This window comes from Candidatus Odyssella thessalonicensis L13 (assembly GCF_000190415.1).
Lineage (GTDB): Bacteria > Pseudomonadota > Alphaproteobacteria > Paracaedibacterales > Paracaedibacteraceae > Paracaedibacter > Paracaedibacter thessalonicensis.
The window spans coordinates 1-19950 of the sequence record NZ_AEWF01000012.1 but is presented as its reverse complement, the minus strand read 5'-3'; the positions used below and the strand labels follow the sequence as shown (position 1 = coordinate 19950).

Annotated in this window: 17 protein-coding genes; 7 read left to right on the top strand and 10 right to left on the bottom strand. The window is 35.0% G+C overall.

Translation table 11 applies throughout. The features are described 5' to 3' along the window. Nucleotides 1–171 precede the first annotated feature (171 nt). The 3 genes from HMO_RS0112695 to HMO_RS17725 form a co-directional block, all read right to left on the bottom strand. A complete protein-coding gene (locus HMO_RS0112695; protein ID WP_010304153.1) occupies nt 172–429 on the bottom strand; it encodes a hypothetical protein in 258 nt (85 codons plus the stop codon). Further along, on the bottom strand, nt 430–1182 hold the full coding sequence (locus tag HMO_RS0112690) for a ParA family protein (RefSeq protein ID WP_010304151.1): 753 nt from the start codon (nt 1180–1182) through the stop codon (nt 430–432). It abuts the gene before it with no gap. 322 nt (nt 1183–1504) lie between these two features. Next, the gene (locus tag HMO_RS17725) at nt 1505–1633 is read right to left on the bottom strand and encodes an integrase core domain-containing protein (protein ID WP_425358524.1); all 129 of its coding nucleotides are present in this window, start codon (nt 1631–1633) and stop codon (nt 1505–1507) included. A 72-nt stretch (nt 1634–1705) separates the two neighbouring features. Between HMO_RS17725 and HMO_RS0112680 the strand changes: the two genes are divergently transcribed. Further along, a protein-coding gene (locus HMO_RS0112680; protein WP_100070092.1) for an IS3 family transposase occupies nt 1706–2820 on the top strand; the annotation gives its coding sequence in 2 pieces (ribosomal slippage) (nt 1706–1958 and nt 1958–2820; 1116 coding nt in all). On the opposite strand, the gene HMO_RS17720 is transcribed toward HMO_RS0112680, so the two are convergent. The 3 genes from HMO_RS17720 to HMO_RS17440 all read right to left on the bottom strand — a co-directional run bounded on the left by HMO_RS17720 (nt 2749) and on the right by HMO_RS17440 (nt 4871). Continuing rightward, entirely contained in the window at nt 2749–3030 is a 282-nt protein-coding gene (locus HMO_RS17720; RefSeq protein WP_010304145.1) for a transposase, read from the bottom strand. The two genes, HMO_RS0112680 and HMO_RS17720, sit on opposite strands and share 72 nt — an antisense overlap. Nucleotides 3031–3809: 779 nt before the next feature. After that, on the bottom strand, nt 3810–4601 hold the full coding sequence (locus HMO_RS15300) for a SagB/ThcOx family dehydrogenase (RefSeq protein WP_010304143.1): 792 nt from the start codon (nt 4599–4601) through the stop codon (nt 3810–3812). Between the two features lie 57 nt (nt 4602–4658). Then, nucleotides 4659–4871, bottom strand: coding sequence for a hypothetical protein (locus HMO_RS17440; protein WP_245528688.1), 213 nt, complete (start codon nt 4869–4871; stop codon nt 4659–4661). A 1047-nt stretch (nt 4872–5918) separates the two neighbouring features. Here HMO_RS17440 and HMO_RS0112670 point away from each other — a divergent pair. Further along, a complete protein-coding gene (locus tag HMO_RS0112670) occupies nt 5919–6473 on the top strand; it encodes a recombinase family protein (protein WP_010304139.1) in 555 nt (184 codons plus the stop codon). Nucleotides 6474–6692: 219 nt separating this feature from the next. Here HMO_RS0112670 and HMO_RS0112665 read toward each other — a convergent pair whose 3' ends face one another. Together HMO_RS0112665 and HMO_RS0112660 are read right to left on the bottom strand one after the other, a co-directional pair. Then, a complete protein-coding gene (locus HMO_RS0112665) occupies nt 6693–7238 on the bottom strand; it encodes a CbrC family protein (protein ID WP_010304138.1) in 546 nt (181 codons plus the stop codon). Between the two features lie 319 nt (nt 7239–7557). Further along, nucleotides 7558–10113 (bottom strand): phospholipase D-like domain-containing protein, encoded by a 2556-nt coding sequence (locus HMO_RS0112660; protein ID WP_010304137.1) that lies wholly within the window; start codon nt 10111–10113, stop codon nt 7558–7560. A 918-nt stretch (nt 10114–11031) separates the two neighbouring features. Between HMO_RS0112660 and HMO_RS0112645 the strand changes: the two genes are divergently transcribed. After that, nucleotides 11032–11766 (top strand): autoinducer binding domain-containing protein, encoded by a 735-nt coding sequence (locus HMO_RS0112645; protein ID WP_010304134.1) that lies wholly within the window; start codon nt 11032–11034, stop codon nt 11764–11766. A 430-nt stretch (nt 11767–12196) separates the two neighbouring features. Here HMO_RS0112645 and HMO_RS15025 read toward each other — a convergent pair whose 3' ends face one another. Both HMO_RS15025 and HMO_RS0112635 read right to left on the bottom strand, forming a co-directional pair. After that, nucleotides 12197–12811 carry an acyl-homoserine-lactone synthase gene (locus tag HMO_RS15025; RefSeq protein ID WP_010304133.1) on the bottom strand — a complete coding sequence of 205 codons (615 nt, stop codon included), beginning with the start codon at nt 12809–12811 and terminating at the stop codon, nt 12197–12199. A 146-nt stretch (nt 12812–12957) separates the two neighbouring features. Next, nucleotides 12958–13188 (bottom strand): hypothetical protein, encoded by a 231-nt coding sequence (locus HMO_RS0112635; protein WP_010304132.1) that lies wholly within the window; start codon nt 13186–13188, stop codon nt 12958–12960. Between the two features lie 457 nt (nt 13189–13645). Here HMO_RS0112635 and HMO_RS0112630 point away from each other — a divergent pair, with 457 nt between their 5' ends. The 4 genes from HMO_RS0112630 to HMO_RS0112615 all read left to right on the top strand — a co-directional run bounded on the left by HMO_RS0112630 (nt 13646) and on the right by HMO_RS0112615 (nt 19557). Beyond that, complete coding sequence (locus HMO_RS0112630; protein ID WP_033444796.1) at nt 13646–14524, top strand: EamA family transporter; 879 nt, start codon at nt 13646–13648, stop codon at nt 14522–14524. A gap of 231 nt (nt 14525–14755) precedes the next feature. After that, nucleotides 14756–17131 (top strand): hypothetical protein, encoded by a 2376-nt coding sequence (locus HMO_RS0112625; protein ID WP_010304128.1) that lies wholly within the window; start codon nt 14756–14758, stop codon nt 17129–17131. A 798-nt stretch (nt 17132–17929) separates the two neighbouring features. Beyond that, nucleotides 17930–19117 (top strand): hypothetical protein, encoded by a 1188-nt coding sequence (locus HMO_RS16695; protein ID WP_217491010.1) that lies wholly within the window; start codon nt 17930–17932, stop codon nt 19115–19117. A 2-nt stretch (nt 19118–19119) separates the two neighbouring features. Continuing rightward, a complete protein-coding gene (locus HMO_RS0112615; RefSeq protein WP_010304124.1) occupies nt 19120–19557 on the top strand; it encodes an Imm39 family immunity protein in 438 nt (145 codons plus the stop codon). Nucleotides 19558–19950: the final 393 nt, after the last annotated feature.

The following is a 19950-nucleotide window of genomic DNA, read 5'->3' as shown; positions in this document are numbered from 1 at the left end:
TTACGCTGGTAGGCTTTAATGTTAACAGGCAATGAAGGAAAAATATTAATTACGCGAGCTAGGTACACATTAAAGCTAACCTCATAAAGCTCCTGCATGAAAAACAGTAAGCTTAGTATCTTTTGGTTAGCTTTAATCTTACTTATGCTAAATAAATTGATTACATTGTAATTACTTAGGGGTTTTTATTTCGCCATTTTTTTTCTTATAATTATCAATATAAAATTCCAGAGCCTCTGCTAAAACCTCTTTTATCTTTTTACGGTCCCAATAAGAAATAGCTTTAATTTGTTCAAGTTGATCGGTTCTTACAATAAATGTTGCTCTCACTTCATCTATAGAAATCAAATCCTTTTTAGTTTCAGGAATGTTTGAGCTCGTGTCCCCTAAAAGGCCATCAAATCCTGTTTTAAAATTCTTTTTCACCATTTATGCAACCACCTTTCTCAACAGTTCATTACATAAATCCTTGTAATCTGTTGCCCCTTTGCAATTACGATTATATAAGAATATATCTTTCCCCTGACTAGGAGCTTCTGCTAAAGCGACGTTGCTAGAAATTGTAGTTTCCAAAAGCTTTTTTCCAAAGAAATCTCTTACAGTGTCCGCAATATCTCTATTTAAGACCTTACGTGGATCATACTGTGTTAGAAAAACGCCTCCTATTTCTAACTTTGGGTTTAGTCTTTTTTTTATTTTTTCAATTACCTCAGTTAATTTTGCTAAGCCTTTTAATGGTAAGAATTCAGCTTGCAATGGAATAATAACGTAATCAGAAGCTGTTAGCGCATTTATAGTTAGTAATCCTAGCGATGGAGGGCAATCTATCAAGATGTAATCAAATTTATCCTTTAAGCCCGTAAGGATATCATTCAAAATATACTCTCTACCTGGCTCAGAGCTCAGCTCTATTTCAGCAGCAGATAAATCTAACGATGAAGGTAATATCCACAGATTCTTTTTAATCTCAATAGTTTTAATATCTTTTTCACCTCGAAGGTTGTCATAGATAGAAGTCTCTATGTTTTTTACTCCTAAGCTTTGAGTTAAGTTTGATTGGGGATCTAAGTCAATCAATAATACATTAGAACCCTCTAGAGCTAGGGCTGCTCCAATATTAACTGTAGAGGTTGTTTTCCCTACACCCCCTTTATGATTGCTAACAGCAAAAACCTTTGCCATAAGGCCTCCTCTTGAAAATAAGACATTTAGAAAAGGTAACTAATGTTATTTACTTTTCTCTTATTATTCATGTTACCAGTAAAACGTTGTAACATCAATAACTAAAGTAACAAAATGTTACAAGTAATATAATATTACGTTTGTTGTTTTTAAAGGAATATTGCAATCTCTTATAACTCTAATTATTTACAAAAAACATAGATCTATCTCATTTATGGTTGCTAATGCTTTTTGATAACACTAAACATCAATAGCCTTTATTGGAGTGCTCCCCGATAAGAGCGGACAAAAATTACAGCTCCGTTTGTTACTACCATATCACTTATGCAACCAAGAGAGCTTGTCTGTATTCTCTTGGCGCAAGCATTTTTAAGCCCTTGTGAGGGGCATGGTTATTATAATGCTCAAACCATCGTGAAAGCTGCTCTATTACTCCTTGGGCTGAGCTCAGCTGGTAATCCCCCCTAAAAAAAGCAGAGTTTTAAAGTAGAAAATCTCATATAAAGAAAGAGGAGATTTTACAATGAAACAAAGCCGACACAGTGATAGCCAAATTATGGAAATTTTGAAACAGGCTGAGGCTGGGATACCTGTGCCTAACTTATGCCGTGAGCATAGGATGAGCCAGGCAACGTTCTATAAATGGCGAGCAAAATATGGTGGTATGGATACTTCTATGATTTGCCGTCTGAAAGAATTAGAGGCTGAAAATCAACGCTTAAAAAAGATGTATGCTGAAGCCCAATTAAAATCAGAAATCATCCAGGAGGCGTTAAGAAAAAAGTTCTAAAGCCATCTCAACGCTGTGAGATGGCCAAACAAAGCATAGCAGACTATAATATTAGCATTCGCCTGGCCTGCGAGATATTCCAGATCAGTGAAACTTGCTTTCGCTATCAGCCCTTGCCTAGTGACGAGAATGCCTTCATTGCTGAGTGGCTTGTTAAAATAACGAGCACATGGCGCAATTGGGGCTTCGGTCTGTGCTTTTTATACTTACGCAATGTGAAAGAGTTTAAGTGGAATCATAAGCGGGTCTACCGCATTTATAAAGAACTGGAGCTGAATTTAAGGATCAAACCTAAGAAACGATTGGTTCATGATCAACCCAAGAAACTTGAAGTCCCTAAAGTGATTAATGAAGTATGGTCAATGAATTTCATGCATGATCAGCTTGGTGATCAACGTCGTTATCGTCTATTCAATGTCATTGATGACTATAACCGAGAAGGGTTAGGTATAGAGGTTGATTTATCCTTACCTTGTGAACGGGTGATAAGGTCGTTGGATCAAATCATTGAATGGCGAGGCAAGCCTCAGATGTTAAGATGTGATAATGGCCCTGAGTATATTAGCCACAAACTGCAGAAATGGGCATCCAAGCATGGAATAACTTTGGCCTATATCCAGCCTGGAAACCCTCAGCAAAATGCTTATATTGAAAGGTTTAATAGAACCGTCAGGTATGATTGGCTTAACCAGGAAATATTTGACAGTATTGATCAGGTTCAAGAAAAAGCAACAACGTGGTTATGGCATTATAACAACGAAAGGCCTAATATGGCCTTAGGCGGGATAACGCCTAGGCAAAAGCTGCTGCATGCAGCTTTCAACAATTCTACTTTTAACTCCTTTTAGTGTTGGGAGGATTACCGCTCCTTCTTCCATTTTACGCCGCCATAAGAAAAGCTGAGAGGGGCTCAAACCATGCTTACGCGCTACATAAGAAACACTTTTGCCCATTTCATAAGTTTCTTCTACGATAGTTTTCTTCTCAAATGCACTCCACCGGCGCCGTCTTTCACTTGAGGTTATGACCTCGATTTGTTCTACCTTACTCCTAGTCATATTCCTATATCTTAGGAGCTATACTCTACTGTCCGGTTTTTAGGGGGCTACTCCAAGTACAAAGGTAATAAATCCTTTTATTAATAGCATGTTATAAATACTAATAGATTTACTTATCAGCATACTTAAGTTGATCAACATATATCTTAGGGCTGAGAGTATCATGCTTATTAGTTATATTGAGAAACATAATAATACTAGTAACAATGGCATATCGTAATATAGGGTTACTTGAATTAACACAATTACTTTATTATTAAATAATACGAATAACCTGTTGTTCAAATATCTTTCAAAAGGATGCACTAAATTTAGTTTTCATAGAAATATGTGCCTAATTCCTATAGGTTAGAGTAGAGAACACCATATTATTCAGTAATAAAGTAAATACGATAATAGGGGTAATTAAGGGTTTCTGGTATTACTGGTATTATGGATTAACTATGATTATTAATGTTAATTTATAACTAAAATTCATTTTATCCTTCCGCTTAGGTAATAAGAGAAGCAACTTGAAAATTTAATACTGATACACATTATAAGGGGGCAATTTTAAACCCATAAGCATACAAGTTACTCATTTGGGCTATATGATAAAGAATTATTATGGATTCTATTTCCTTTATTACGAGTTTTAAACATAATATTGCTCAATGAAAACAAAACATCCCGCTCCTATTAATACACTCTCTCAAAATGATCTAAATATAACCTATTTTTTAACTGTATGTTTTGACAATTGAAATGCAAAGGCAATTTATAATTTTAAAAGAAAACTGTTATATGGACAGCTGAGAGAGCATTTGCGGTTCTATGGTGCTATAGTTACCTTGGCCAAAGCCTACAAAGAAGATTGGTTGTTCAGTATTGCAGTTTAGTGATAGAAATTTTTCCACTTGTGAGTCACTAAAAGCTCCTGTCATCCATGTGTCTAACCCCAAAGCTGTTGCCGTTAATACCACTGATTGGGATGCGCGGCCGATATCAATTAACGCCATCCGGTAACCGCGTGAATGAGGATACTTCCACCAAGCCTTTTCAAAACGTGAGGTTAGAAATATTCCTGCAGCTAGACCTTCAGCAAAATACTGACCATATAGGAGAGGAATCAATTCTTCTTCTACGAATTTTTCTTCTATCAAAGTTAAATGATGAGCAACTGAATCATAATGATAAATTCCGGGCGTTAACCCATTAACACGAAGTGCAATTAAATAAGCTTCCTCTGGATGGAGGCCACCTGCAGAAGGAAAAGACTTGCGTCGTCCCAATATTTGTAAACCGTTTTCTTCTAAATCAGACCATTTCTCGTGAAGCGGTCCTAAGCTCACAAATAAAAGTGCACTTAGGACTTCTAAAGAAATCTCCTCTCCCTTAAAATAACGGTTGGTTTTCCGTCTTTTAACAACTGAATAAAATTTTTCTTGATCCAGTAAAGAAAGATCAGGGTTAGGTAGAGGGACTCTAACTCCTACTTCCTTTTGAATATGAAAAGCTGGGGGATGAGTTGCAATTGAATTACAATACGCCAAGTACTTTTCAATCCATTCTTCTCGGCTCAAGCCGATCAAATGTTCTGCAATGTCTCTTGTACCAATATGAAAAATTTTAGAAAGGTCATCCCATCCTCATTCCTGTTGAATGAATGGCTCCTTTGCAATTAGCTTTGCTTCTTCTAACTCTCTATCAATTGTAGATAAGCTCTCAATTTTTCCCTCTCCCCAAAGTCGTAACCGCTCCATATAATCAGGTTCTAAAGTAAATTGTGTATGATGAAGATAGTCCCAAACTACAAATTGACCATCTTTAATTAGAAAAAATAGATTGGGGTTGAGATACATAACTTTTTCCTTAAAATTGTCCTGCTGGTTTAAAGTAATTTTTAGCATATACGATGCATAACATTACCTTTATTCATAAACATTGAGAAGTAAAATATAAGATATTCATAAATAAGTAAGTTAAATTATAGGTTATTATTATTTAATTATTAGTCTTTTTAATAATACAGATTAATTTATTTATATCTCATAAGGATGAGATGTTAATATAGTAAACATTATACTATTAACTATATGCTAATATTTTAAAAAGTTATCTGATTATCAAATTTAGGTATTACATGGTAATATCAATAACATTTATGGCTTAGAAATCAAGAATTACTGCTATTACCCGTATTACTAATAATATATATTATGAGAATGTTAACTTTGTAGAATAGGAGCAAGAAAGGTATAATAAGCTTATCTTCCATATAAGCATTAGAATAAATATTTTATTACAAAATAGTTATTACCTAATAATAGTAGTAATAAAATAATATGGATTGCATTAAATTTTTATATACATCGTATAATGTTATTACTAGTATTACATGGTAATATCAATAACATTATTATGTTATAATGTTAAGAGTCTATAATGAATCTACTCTTCAGTATAAGCATTTGTGCAAACGTCTATTATTAAAATAACAAAAGTTACCTGGTAAGAGCAATAATAAAGTAATACGAGTATTATTGGTTACTCATATGTAACGTATAATTTTATTACTATGGTTACCCTATAATACTAATAACACTATAATGACTTGATCTTAAGGACCCTTAAAGAGTTTACTATTCAATATAAACATTAATGCAAACATCCTTTATTAAAAGAAAAAATATTACAAGATCATACAAGTAATAAGAGTAATATATGCTTACTTGTATAAAAAAAAGTTATCATTATTACTAGTATTACTGGATAAACTAGTAATAACAGTAACACTAATAACATATTAATGCAATACCATAAAGTATAGTTTGTGAGACTATCTCTTGAATATGTATCATAATATGTGCCATAATATATTTATTACAAACTCTAAGAAATTATGATACATGACAGTCTATGTTGGTTATGCACGAGTCAGCTCACAAGGTCAGTCTCTCGATATTCAACGAGATAAGCTAAAACATTGCCCAAAGATTTTTGAAGAGAAGAAAAGTGGCACTACATCAGACAGACCTGAATTAAAAAGATGTCTTGAGTATGTGAGAGAAGGGGATACCCTTGTGATCACAAAACTAGATCGCCTTGCAAGATCTACATTGGATCTCTGTAACATTGCAGATGAACTCCAACGAAAAAATGTAGCGCTGCAAGTTATTGACCAAAATATAAATACAAATGATGCCACTGGCCGGCTTCTATTCAACATGCTCGGTGCAATTGCTCAATTTGAAACAGAGATCCGCGCAGAGCGCCAAGCTGATGGAATTAGTAAAGCTTTAGAAAAGGGAGTGAAGTTTGGCAGGAAATATGTACTTACACCTAAAGATGTCGAAGAATTAAAACACGCAAGAGAGGCTGGAGAAACCATATCCTCTTTAATGCGAAAGTTCCGTTTGAGTAAGAGTACGGTTTATAGATACCTAAGGAAAGTACCAGAATAGTGTCCGTTGGCAGAACCGATAGCAACAAATAAGCGATCGTTTTTATTACAGTATAAAAGTGTAATGTGCTGAATAATTTTTCCTTAACATTACTAGATTAAATTTTCTGTTTTTCTCCTATCAAGAGATAGGATCGATCTGGTTCATTAACATCTTATGCTAATTTATGATAAATAAGTAAAATAAAGCCACACCTCTCACCTTAGGTATGAAAGCCAATCATGTAAAATCACTATAAAGCAACGTTGTTCTACATTCTTGGCATATAAACTTATAAAAAGCTGGGTTATTATTACTAGAAGGATCGTAATATTTAATGATCTCATTTAATATGTCATCAGAGCATCGAAGATACTCTTTAGCATAATTTTTTAATTCCTCAAATTTTTCTAAAAGCTCCTTCTGTTCAAAGTCTCCATGAAATTCACATATATTTCCACAATGTGCTAACCAAACTTGCCCTTGCCAGCTAATATAACCTGGTGTTCTTTTTAAAAAATTGTCTTTTTCTTCATCAGTGAGGCATACATTTTCATTCTCAGGTAAATCTACAAATGTTGCATCAAATTTTTCAGCTGCTGTCCCATTTGCTATACAATCCAAACAGATTGATTCTTCAGGAATATCTTTTATAGAATAAACAGGACCTACATATGCATATTCTTTCAACAAATAACAACATATACACTGGAAAGGTTTCTGGATAGCATTTCCTGTTTTTAGCGGATCAGGGTGATATTTGAAATGAGGTAATAAAGCTTTCATAGAAAGTTCTCCTTTTTTAAACATTTTTTAGAAAGTTGTATTCTATCTCACAGTCTACTTAAACTATCTGAGAAGGCGAAGCATAAATATAAGAACTTAGATTTTAGATTTCATATACAAATAAATAGAGAAAGGTAACCCTATTCTGACATAATCAGAAGAGGGTAGGGTGTATCAGTGTACGGTATACTCTAGTTTTACAATGAAGCCTTTAAATTAGTCAGCTTTGAATTAACTCTTTGCCAGTGAGAAGAAGAAGAGGAGAAATTTGTTTCCATATTCCATACTATGCAAAGCTTCTTCAGAATAAAGCAAAGACTCAGAGTATCTTCTTGTACTTCTCTAGAAGAAGTTGTGAGCATTTCTGGGCTTCTTCTTGCTGATCATCTACCATATATTTATTGAAATAATGCCGGCTTACCCCACAGACTTTGTGCATATCGGTGTAAGGGATCTTGTTTTCTTTTAATCGCCTCACCAATCGGCTTAGGCTTAAGGGTTGAGTACGTTTCTCTTTTTTAGTACGGCGCTCTTTTTGATCCTCATCCTCAGCGCTCAATCTTCTCTTTTTATTGATATTAATGTTCTCCTTCTTTGAGCTATTCGGCATGCTCTCTTCAATTTTACGCTTATAAAAAGCCCCTTGCTTCTCCAGCTCTTCTTCCGAGGAAGCCGTAATATCACTTAAGGTCAGATACAGCTCTGCTAGCTTCTCAAAGTTACCTTCATAGTTGCTGGCAGTATCTAAGATTTCATATATCCTTTTTAATCCTCTCAGTTTATCTCGCGCTTCTCTTAATTGATTAGCGTCTTCCAAGGAAACTTTCAAAGCTTCTTCAGCGCTTTTAATGAAATCCCCTAATTGAAGTAACAGATTTGTCTGGTCATAATAAATGCCAAACTCTTTCAAATAATAATCCCACAGAAAAGCATGATACTTAGTGGCAAAAAATAGGCTGCTGGGATCTCTTTTTTCTTCAAGCTGTTGGTAAATCGTTTTCATACTCTCTTCATTTAAATCAATAATTACCGAATTACTTGTCCGCATTTGAAGGTCAAGAAAAGACAGATCGTCAGAAGGTGAGTCTTGCGAGTCTTGAATGTAGGGAGACTTTTTAAAATACTTTCTCAACGAATTATCTTTAGAAGAGAGAGGATGGAAAGGCCATTTAAAGTAATCTATAGGAATGTTAAAATTATCAATTAAATAGTTAGCATTATACCGGGCTTGTGAAGCCCAAATTGGCATATAAACCATTCTCCTTAAGGACTCGGCAAGATAAGCAAGCTCCTCAATCTGAGCCTCACTAATGCTGCCTCGTTTAAAAGAGTCAATATGGGTAGTGATCTCATCCTCAAATAAATCTATTTCATCTTCAAGAAACTCACCATCATAAGAAAAAGAGCGCATCTTGAAATATTCTAAGACAGGTAACGTATTCATCCAAAACCTCTGAATATTTTGAAAGGCTCTATTTTTTAACTTATCAATAATTTGAGCAAGACTACTCTCATTCTGTTTAAAGCCCAACTCTTCAGGGAAATTTCTTAAAAAGGACCAGATTTCAGGCACATTGCCTAATCCTGACTGCCATAAAATAGAGGATAAATATCGATCTGCCAAGCCTCTACTTTGGATACCAATCATATTCTCGGAGTTACTCTTGATAGCATTAACGGACGGATGAAAAGAGCCAGTATAAAGGATGGGCTCTCCCTGGGTAGGGTACTGGATGACCAATTTATGATGGAATTTCCCTCCAGTATGAAGCTGAAAGAGGAACCGGTGATTCGAGGGCTCTTTGAGACTATGGTAAAGATATTTGGCGTTATTAGAATCATGATCTAGGACTATTAATTTAGGCGTACTATTTTCTAATTCAGGGGCATCCTCTGTGCTCATAGTGAAGTAATTTTCAAAAAAAATGAGGAGATCATTCTTAGCTTTTAAGATATTCTGGAAGATGTTTAAGCAAGCTTTGTTGCCCCCCTCTGAAGAAGTTCCGGAAGAAATAGCTAAAGCGGTGATGGTTCCAATAAAAGAGGGTATATCTCTCTCGGCCATCTGTACGTCATCCTCTTGCGAGTTTTCAGTTTGCTCTGTCAAACGCTTAAGAGTCTTAAGATTGGCTAAACCAACCTCCTTACGATTGATATCATAAGTTTCTACGCCCTGCGAGTTCATCATTTTATAGAATTCCTTAAGATAGATAGCAGCCAGCTTGTTACTGCGGATAATTGTAAGATCTTCTGAATGGATGTTATCTGATTCATAGGTTGCATTAGCCGAGCCAACAATAACTGTCGCCTCTTCATTATATCTCTTTGCAATAACAATCTTATGATGGAAACTCTTAGAGCCAATCTTAACTAAGGAAGTAGGAACATTTTCGACCAGATAATTGTTGTACCCTAAATAGGTATCTCGAGCCTCATAAAATTGCTTGTAATCAAGAAAGACAAGAACGGGCGTCTGAGCAGCAGTAAGGTGGACATCCGCGAGTGCATCAGTGATGGCAGGGGAATTATAGCGATACATAAAAGAGACGACATACTCATCTGCCCGTTTGATAATCTCAGCCACTTTCTGGGTACAAGAACCTCCTAAACTCACACACGACTCAACAGACACATTCTCGATTTTCTCTTTCAAGATAAATCCAGGATAAGGAGTTTGACTTTTTCCTTCGGTCGATAAAGCAGGAGTTTTAAGTTGGTAAGCAAGCTCAGAAGAGTAATAAGTACTGATAAGCTCCGATTGATTAGAGTCCTGTGAGCTTTGACTCGAATTATCGGTAGCCCAACTGAGAGGTAGATAGGATAAGATGGATAGAATAATACCCAATGCATAGCGAGATGGGTCGCTTTTTATCATAAAGAAGCCCTTTTTTTATCCAGCCAAGTCCCTAAAGTATGAACGTATATTCTTAAGATCGGGTTAAGTCGGGGCTTTTATCAGATTTACTAGAATTAAGGCGAAGATTAATCAAGGATCTTCAAGACAGCAATTTAATTTATAAGTAAAGGAAAGGCTTAAATGGATTGCTTTCTGACTATTAAAATCATTGAAGCGACGCTGCTCAGAGACATGTTTGAATATGATTAAGATTAAATCGCTAAAGCGACCCTCCAAGAATCACTGTTCATTGTAAAATCTTATTTCTACACCCCTTTTAAATACCCATATACTTGACTTAATTTAAAGGCGACCCTCTCAAATAACACTTTCATTCTCAACTCTGAATATCTTGTAATAACGCTGATATTTTTATCAGTTGAAAACTGTTTAGCCTTATAAAAATTTATCTGGATTATTCGGTAATTTTTTAGTATTTATCTTGGTTAGATTAAAAATAATAATACCGTTTTGAGGTTACTCCTATCTTGTCAAGAGCGGTAAATGAAGGCCCTATATACAAATGCTGAATATCCTATCTCTTCTCCTTTTCACTCTTATCCTTTCAGGCTGCCAAAATAAGCTTTCTACCTACTCAATTATAGATATCGAGAAAAAACAAGATGGTACAGTTAACTATTTATTGGTTAGTGAGAAAAATGAAAAGATTATCATTAATTCGTTACCTAACTCAAACTATAGGCTCGGTACTAAAATTAGATTCGAATAGATTCTATACGCTTTCTGAAAGAAGGGTGTCCTAAAATGTGTCTCGCTTTCTTGATATGAATTACACTGGTAGTCAGTAATAGAAAGCTAAATAAAATCTGAGTCAGGATAATAGATTATTCTTATAAAGTTTATTCTCCCAAGAACAAGGCTGAAAGGAATAAAAAAATGAAGTATAAACACAATCCAAACAAAAAAAATTCGGAAGTGCCTATTTATCCTTCACAGGAGCTAATAAAGAGCATCTTATATGGCATCCCTTATCAATATTTTACTCTTTACCTTAAAATAGAAAAAGATATCTATTACGATCCTGAACATTACGAAGTAGATATGGGGCTGCAATTACTTAATTGTAAATTGACTGATAAAGAAATATTTACTAATTATCCTACAGAGTGGCAGTATGAGTATTTTGATAGAGAGATATTGGATTATGATCCAGTCTTATTACATGGCTGTCACACTCTTGGCCCTTATACTTGGGGGAGATATGAAGCAAAGCTACCGCATCTAAATTCAACTGATCTTAAGAAATTACTCAAGCAATCAAGCAATTACGGGATAGAAAATGGTATTTCAGTTCCAATAGGCATGGGAATAAACATCTACGGTATTTTTACACTTACATTCGATAATACTCTTATCTTACAAGAAGACATGATATATCAAATTGCTTATTTGCTACATAATCTAGGTACTTATATAATCTCATATGAGCCTCCCACCCCTCTCAGACCTCATCAGGGAAGAGAAAGAATTATGTTATTGCAAAGCTATAAAGCCTTAAAACAGCAATCTCAATATATCAGTCACAGATTTCAGAAAATGCTTATGTTGAATAATGTGGCTTACAGTAATGCGATAAATTTTTCTGAAACCATAAATATGGATTCTTATTGATTACAATATTATTGTATTCTCGCCTATCAATACAGAAATTATACGCTAATAAATTCCAGGGGTAGTTGTAATCAGTTTCCTCTTAAAGGCTTCTCAAGACAGATCTAGTTACTTAGCTATCGTAATGTTAGGGAAGTATTAAGATTAAGCACAAAGATGGCTTCGTTAAATAGAGTGGGAGAACCTTAATGTCAGTTACAACTAAGGTTCTCTTTCATATCAAAGGGAGCGGAGAGAAACATTCTCCTTATGGAAAGCATATCAAGAGCAACAAGCAACCTTAAGAATTCAAGTTGGTATCCTCTTTTATCACTCCTTAATAATGATAAGGTTAAATGCCGAGGATAAATGGATACTTTTTATTCAGAACAACAGGAAGCAATATCTTCTAATAGCCCTCCTAAAATCCAAGAGGTTATATCACTCTTTTTTAGGAATGATTAACCGTCATATTGGTCTCATTGCTGGCTTTCTTCTCTTCTAAATGATAAAGGATATCAATATTAATTGGCAGAATACCAACAATGGTACGAGTATCACCGATTTGAACTACCTCTGTAATCCTTTCAACAGGCCAACCAGCTAATCTTAAGGTTCTCTCCATCCTAACATCTATCACTGTGATAATTTGCTTATATCCTTCTTGAAGACCAAACTTGAGTACTCCTATAAACAATTCAATCGTTTGATCTCTTAGTACTTGGGAAGTCATTTGAGGAGTGACTTCTAACCCAAATCGACTCGTCTCCAGCAAATAGCGATCCCTTTGAATGGGCAGCTCACCAAAGTACTTTGTGAAAACATCATAGGTTAAGTTAGGAGATAGAGAGGAAGCCATACGTACGCCTCCAATAACTTTATCGTTATAGATTGAGAGCAAGAAATGGGTATGCCCATTATTATCAAATTCGTCGACTTCGCGGTCCTCTATCAAATTGACTTTCCAGTTTAGGCGATCATAGAAAATTGCTTTTCTAGCTCTTTGGTAACCTTCTACTAACTCAAGATTAGATTTAAATGAAAGAGGGGATAAATGTACAAGCATAGTGAACTCCTTTTATTGCCACTTTTGATATAGGTAGCATAAAAAAGTATTCAATACGCTTTTAGGCCAAAATTTGCCCTTTCAACTATATTTAATAATAAAAATATAAAAATTGTGAACTAATTATATAGTTTTTATTATGGCTACTACTTAATGTTATTAAGGCAATCTTGAAGGTTGGCTCGAGAAATAAGAAGCTTCTCAGATTTTTTATTCTGGATGGGATCCCATTTGATCTCACGTAAGTCATAGATTTTTCCCTGAGCTGTTATTCTTTCAATAACTTTATAAGAGATAAAGTTTTCAAGCTTGTTGGCAACTTGATTCTCAAATATCCTCATTAAACTATTATCGTATATGGTTCGCATCAGGGTCATAGTAATCTCGCTATAAAATAAACACTATCTATTTTTCAATATTAAGGACCTTTTTCGCTCACTCTAAATTATATTGGGAACAATAAGCAAGGTTATTACTAACCTTATTATAAAATTATATCTGACTATAAGATTACGGCTTTTATAACTACTTTTTAGAACTCATGATTACTATTAATTTATATCTTTCAAATCCTTATAGCTCTTAATAATTAATCATGAGCATTTTATTTCCCCGCAATAGATTGACACCTTTTAAGTATTAGTAAAATATAAAGTTATTATCTCGAGCAATATTTGTGCGCTATAAATAAATGTACTAATCTATATATTTCATAAACTCTACTGTTATCTTTTTTATATACAACACGAGAGATAAAATACTTGAAAACATTTAACCCTTTAGATCTGCAAAGGAATAAACTTGCAGGATCATTCTGATTGGAGAAGATTACTGATGACAGAGAGGATGTCAGCCCTTAATGGAATATTCTGGTTTTTATTAAGCTTAATAGTAAGTAATTGCAATGACGTTATAATGAAAGCTATGGGGCAGTCGTTACCAACGCTCGAAACTATCTTCTTAAGATTTTTGTTCGCCGCTTTGTCTCTGCTGCCTTGCCTGCTATCTCTTAAGATCTTTAATTTTAAGATTCATTTAATTAGAGGGGTTTTACTTTTCTGCGGGATCACCTTATGGTGTTATGGTATTCAAAGAGTTCCGCTCTCAGTAGCATCCATCCTAGGTTTTACGTTGCCTCTTTTTACCCTTCCGCTTGCTTACTTCTTTTTAAAAGAGCAGGTATGTCGGTTACGATGGTTAGCTACTATTATAGGGTTTTTGGGCATCACTATTATTGTTATCCCTTCGATACAGACTTTCTCTTGGGTGTCTGTTACCATTCTAATTTCATCGCTCATATTTGCCGTCCTCGACACCATAAATAAGAGATTTATCATTAAAGAATGCTTTATTTCAATTTTATTCTCTTCCGCTCTAATTGTGACTCTATTGAGTGCAATTCCAAGCTATTATATATGGCAGCCTCCTACTTTACGGCAACTTCTCCTTCTCTTTATTTCCGGACTAGCGTCTAATTTAATGAGCTACTGTATTTTAAAATCCTTTCAATATATGGAAGCCTCAGCTTTAGCCCCTTACCGATACTTTGAACCAGTTCTTGCCAGTTTTTTTGGATTTATATTCTTTCAAGAATTTCCTTCTACTTTCACCCTATTAGGAGCAGCTATTATTCTTCCTATGACTGGAGTGGTAACCTTTTATGAGGTAAAAATAAAATCACGTAATCTTAAAAGGATAAAGTTAAATAAATAGTACTTTATTCCATACCTGTTAGTTAGAAGGGATTGATAGTATTCAATACTCTATGTTTAAAAACACTAACTACATTTAAAACGGAAAATCTCCTGAGAAAATGAATAAAGATGGTCAATTTCAGGATTAAAACTAATACTTTGATCTTCTTTATATTCCCAATATTTCGCTTGCCAAAGTGATTTCTCAGTGGTATTTTCCTGATACTTTTTTTAATGAGGTACACTTATTATGCGAGACTTTTTTTTTAGTTGCATTATAACCTTGTCATCTTCTACAGCTCTGTATGCTATGGAACCAGGTGAACCAAGATTAGCCGAGCATTTCAATATTAAAGATCACAGTGATGCAGGAATTAATGACTCTCGCAGAGAAGCTAGGCGTCGCAGTACCAATGATATTCTTGAGGAATTACAACAATCTCTATTAAAAGACGTACGAGAGCAAAAAGAAATAGCTAAAGAGCACCGTAAAGAATTAGGAAACACTAAAGAAATCATTATTACTTCTTTTATAGGGTTTATAGATCAACTAAAATCTCATCTCGATACTGAATCAAAAGATAAAAGTTATATCAATGATCTTTTAGAACAAGAAAGAAATCACTTATTAAATCTCGCTAAAATCAATAATGTTTCCGTATCTACTGAAGATGCCACGAAGACTGGCGATATCCCATCCACAGATTCTTTCGATTCTGAAGAGAATGGGCTTAACGAAGGAACAGAAATAGACCTGCTAGCAAGCCTTCTCATAGGGGATCTTCCTGAAAACGCGAGAATGTGGCTCAATAATGCTATTAATGAAAAGGATGCTTTTTGGAAAGGGAAGTCTTTAATTAAAGCCTTTGATGCATTTAAAGATAAAATTGACTTAGACAAGTCACAAGAAATGGCTGCTGACCTTGTAGAATATTTTCTTACCTCAGCAGATAATACTGCTGATTTGACTTATAAGTCTAATGCTTTATGCTGGGCAGCTTATATTGCTGAACACTTTGAATGGAAGGAGTTAATGCAGCGAGCCTATAAGGAAGCTTTTAACTTTTTAATTAAACAAAGTAATTCCGTTTCTTATAGCAAATATTCAAATGATCTCCTTACATCACTATCTCTTAATTCTCACCCTCTTGCTGAAGCTAAAGTGATGCTTAAGCAAATAAATGATACAAATTTACGTGTATCATTGTCTCTGTTAGTTGCGGCGCATCTGAAGGAATGCGCCGATAGAGTACATCCACTTTGTTGGAAAGCAAGATTTCTCTACCATGCAACTACTTGCTTAATGGATGAGCAAAAAGAGCGTGAATATTACAAATATCAAACCTTATTAACCTATACTGAATTAGTTGAAGAGCTTTATGAATCCTACAGATCTAAGGCTATCCCTTCTATGTTCTGGTGGTTTAATGGGACCGCAATGAGCTTACAATCGGATCAGAAAGGATATGACCAGATCCTTCAAAAATTAAAGTCTTTATATACGAAATATTTCCAAGGGATTTCTTACGAATTTGCGAGCGCAGATAAGATTAATGATGAAATAAAGATAGCTTTATGTGATTTTTGCTTGTCTTACCTGGGGGAGGTAGAAGGCAAAAGCTTAGCTGCTTTCGAGCGCGCCTTAGAAATATGCGACACGCTTCAAGATCCCCAATTACAATGTCATATGAGAGCCACGGTCCTACAATCCTATTCAAAAATGTTATTGAGCAGCACATACAAGCTTGAGGAACCCCAAACACTTGTAAGAAAAGTTGATGAAGCTTTCAGAAAGCTATCAAATATTAATAAGGATGACAAATTATCTCTGAACATGATGCATGCTTTTATTCGCCAGAAATGCATAGAGAGAGCACAATCTTTTCTTTACCTAGGATCAGATTTATATCACATTGCCAGCAGTGAAGCACGAATGTATACCGGTAAAAACTCTGACTCTATTCATAGGGAGGGATTTGATAACTGGTACACCAAAGCTTTCGAATCCTGTGAACAAATAAACGATAATCATAAAAAGGATCTGCAGATAACAAAGCTTTTAAGTAATTATACAGAATTCCTGAAAAGCCATAGTGTTTCAGAATCTCCTCAATTACATTCAACCATATTAGAAGCTCTGGAAAGCATATCCTCCCCTATCTTAAAAGAGGAAGCAGTTAAAACTCTAATTAGCTGTTATTTTCATAAAAATCTGCTTAAGAAGATTGTATCTACCTCACAAAGGTCTCCCATTGCAGCAGCCATCCTTATAATCGAGCAACACTTATATAGTAAGGAGCAAGCTCAAGATTATTATAGGAAAAGAAGGATTGACAAGTTCTATATTTTAGCATTAAAGGTTTGCCAATTAATCCCTGCAGAACAGAGTCGGAATGAGCTAATAGACAAAATACTAAGCAGTTTCATATTATTTTTTAATGATGGTAATTCTATCTTGGTGACAGAAAAGCTTTCTCAGACTATCTGCCAAGCTTTAGATGTTTTAACAGACGAGACAATCCGTAATAGAGCTACTGAGCATCTGGGCCAAGCTTACAAACAGAAAAACCAAACTATAGGCTTGACGGCAATCAATAAAAGATTGGGCGTTCCAGATTCCCTTTGATTAAGCATTTTATAGTGACATAAGAGAACAAACATTAATTATAGAGACTTGAATATGAAATATCCTGGCCGTGCTACCTTTTTAAAGTTTATTTTAACTCTGTGCTTTATGTTTATAAATTTTTCAGGCTTAGCGGTGTCTATGGACGGCTTAAATGAGGAGGAAGATAGTTATCTAGAATTTGAGCTCCCAAGCGTAATTAAGCTTCGCACTAAGATTGAGCCCTCTTATATAAGTGAAAGTCATAATCTCTATGTCCAAGCTTGCCATTCTCTTACTTTTACGGAAGGATTTGAAGAAGAGCAAGAAAGTATTAAGAAGTATGATATTCTCCTCGAGCCCACTCAACTATATGCAGAGAAAGATATCTCATCTCAGGTCAGTTCTATTGCACTTATATATGATGGCATATTTTCCTTAACAGATAACCAAATAAGAACAGGGACAAGCTTCGATAGTTACGATATAAAGCTCCCTCGCGATAATATTTTTTATCATCATAAATTTAGTTACCAAAAACCCGACGGTAATAATCACAGTTCAAGTTCATCAAAAACTCAGCATCCGCAACAAATTGTGGGATATGTAAATTCGGAAAATGGATGCGGTTGCAGTGCCTACTCTTACGGAGGCCGATTTATTGCTGGCCAATCATTATCTTCATGTGAGCAAGTTTATTATACCGTTAAGTTTGTTCCCTCAGGATACATACAGCATATTACTAGGGAAAGGTTCCAAATATTCAAAAATAGTAAATCTCATATCTCGAGAGTATTTCCCCACTCTACACAGATACTCTTGTTTAGCCATACGGATTGGGTTAATAGAGGAGTTTCACCATTTAGCAGTGCACGACAAAATGCTGGAGACATAGGAGACGATAAAGACGTGCATGTAACCTTTTCTCCTGCAGCATTTCCTAAATGGGGTACTCCTGTTGCCTCGCGAATACTTGAAGGCTGCGCTGTATTTAATTTGGTATATAAGGCTGATACCTATCTGGTGAGTCAAACCTATAAATCATTTGAATTTCAAGATCGTGGAGGAAGTAGGCTAAACAGTTATGCTGATATTTTTTTTATGCCTATCGATGAAGCTCCAGATGTCTTTCCTCTTAATGCCCCCGAAAGCCTCCTAAATGCTGCACATGAAGTAAAAGTCTTTAGCAACCTTTCAAATATATCTGAAAAGTTAGAAGCAATCAGACGCATCTTTAGTTACAAGAAACAGACATATCCTCTTATTCTATCAGAAGCATCTTTAAGCAAAGAAGGGCTAGCCAAAACCCTTGAACCATGCATTGATGCCTTTATTGAAGGACATGAGAAATTTAAAAATTTTACTAGAAAACACCCAAGCCTTGCGCCTTTTTTCCTTGATAGCCTACACGATCTCCTAGGAGGAGAAGTCAGGTTTTGTGCATGTGCTCTGAAAGAGACTTTTACGAGCGAGAAAGTGAGGATAGAAGAGGGACTTGTAAAATTTGTGGAAAACAATTTACACGTATCACACCAAAACGCAGAAAGTACTGTTCAAGCTTTAGACTTCGTAATGAAGATTGTCTTGGATAGGTCTCCTTTAGATAAAAAATCAATTAAATCTTCTCCATTTGCTCCAACTGCTCCCCCTAAAGTTTGCCAAGCTGTACTTAACAAGAATAAGCCTTCTCTCACTACACCTAAAATCCATAAAAATAAGAAAGAGTATATAGGAACAACGCATATCTATCGTATTAAAAAGAATGGAAAGACCTATAAAATAGGGCAAAGCGCTCAAGGAACCCGCATGAAGGATGGTGCTTCAAAGAGAGCTGAACAACAAGCTCGAAAACTCAACAGAGAAAATCCAGATGATATCTATGAAACAGAGATAAGAAAAACCTTTAATTCTAAAGAGGAAGCTTTAGCTTATGAAGCAACGCTTATTAAAAGATTTAAAAGAATCTTTGGTGAAGATGCCTTACCAGGCAACAAGGTAGATAGGTAACTATGGATAATAATCGGAGACTATCTTTCTCAGCAGTAGCCCTAGTAGCAGGAAGATTAAGAAATTCATATAGTGCTCTACTATCGGTACGTAATAAAATAGAGCCAATTCTTATCAAAGATTGGTTTAACATTAATCCTTTACCTCCTTTTAAATGGGTGGGGCTAATGTTTCAATATGGTATTAAAAACTCTATTATCCCCCCCAAATATGGGAAAATTCATCCTAAATATGGCGACTTACCCTTAAAAATTGAGCTCGATATGTCTATTTTAGAATGGGCAGATCGTCACGATGTTAAGCTCCTGGAAGAAATATTTGAAATCTCTGCTCTAGAGGCTTTGATTCATGTAGGTAAAAAATATAAGTTGGATACCAATAATCTCTATGATCAACGCTTATTATTAGGAAGTATTCCTGAGATAAGAGAAGAGATGTAATCTTAACCTTCTTACTTAAATCGTTGATCAAATTGAATGCTGCAAAATTCAGTTAAGGTTGGGCTTTAGGGGCATATGTTATATTTTAAAGCCTTTAAAACCAAATTGCTTTCAACAACAAGAACTTCTCCTAGGATGCTTTTCCCATAATACCGTAAATGCTCATGTAGATTTTTACACTAGAAGCATAGAGAAAAAATAGTCACTAATACATATATTATTATGGGGTCTGTCTATAAACTTAGTACTGATATGGTTATCAGTGTACTTAAATAAGAGTTACTTTTCCTCTAGAAGCCATAAAAAGAGGGTTATCAACAAGCGACCGTTTAAAGAAACATTGCCTACATGAAAGAGGGTAAATATCGATCTGCTCAAATGCACTCCACCGAC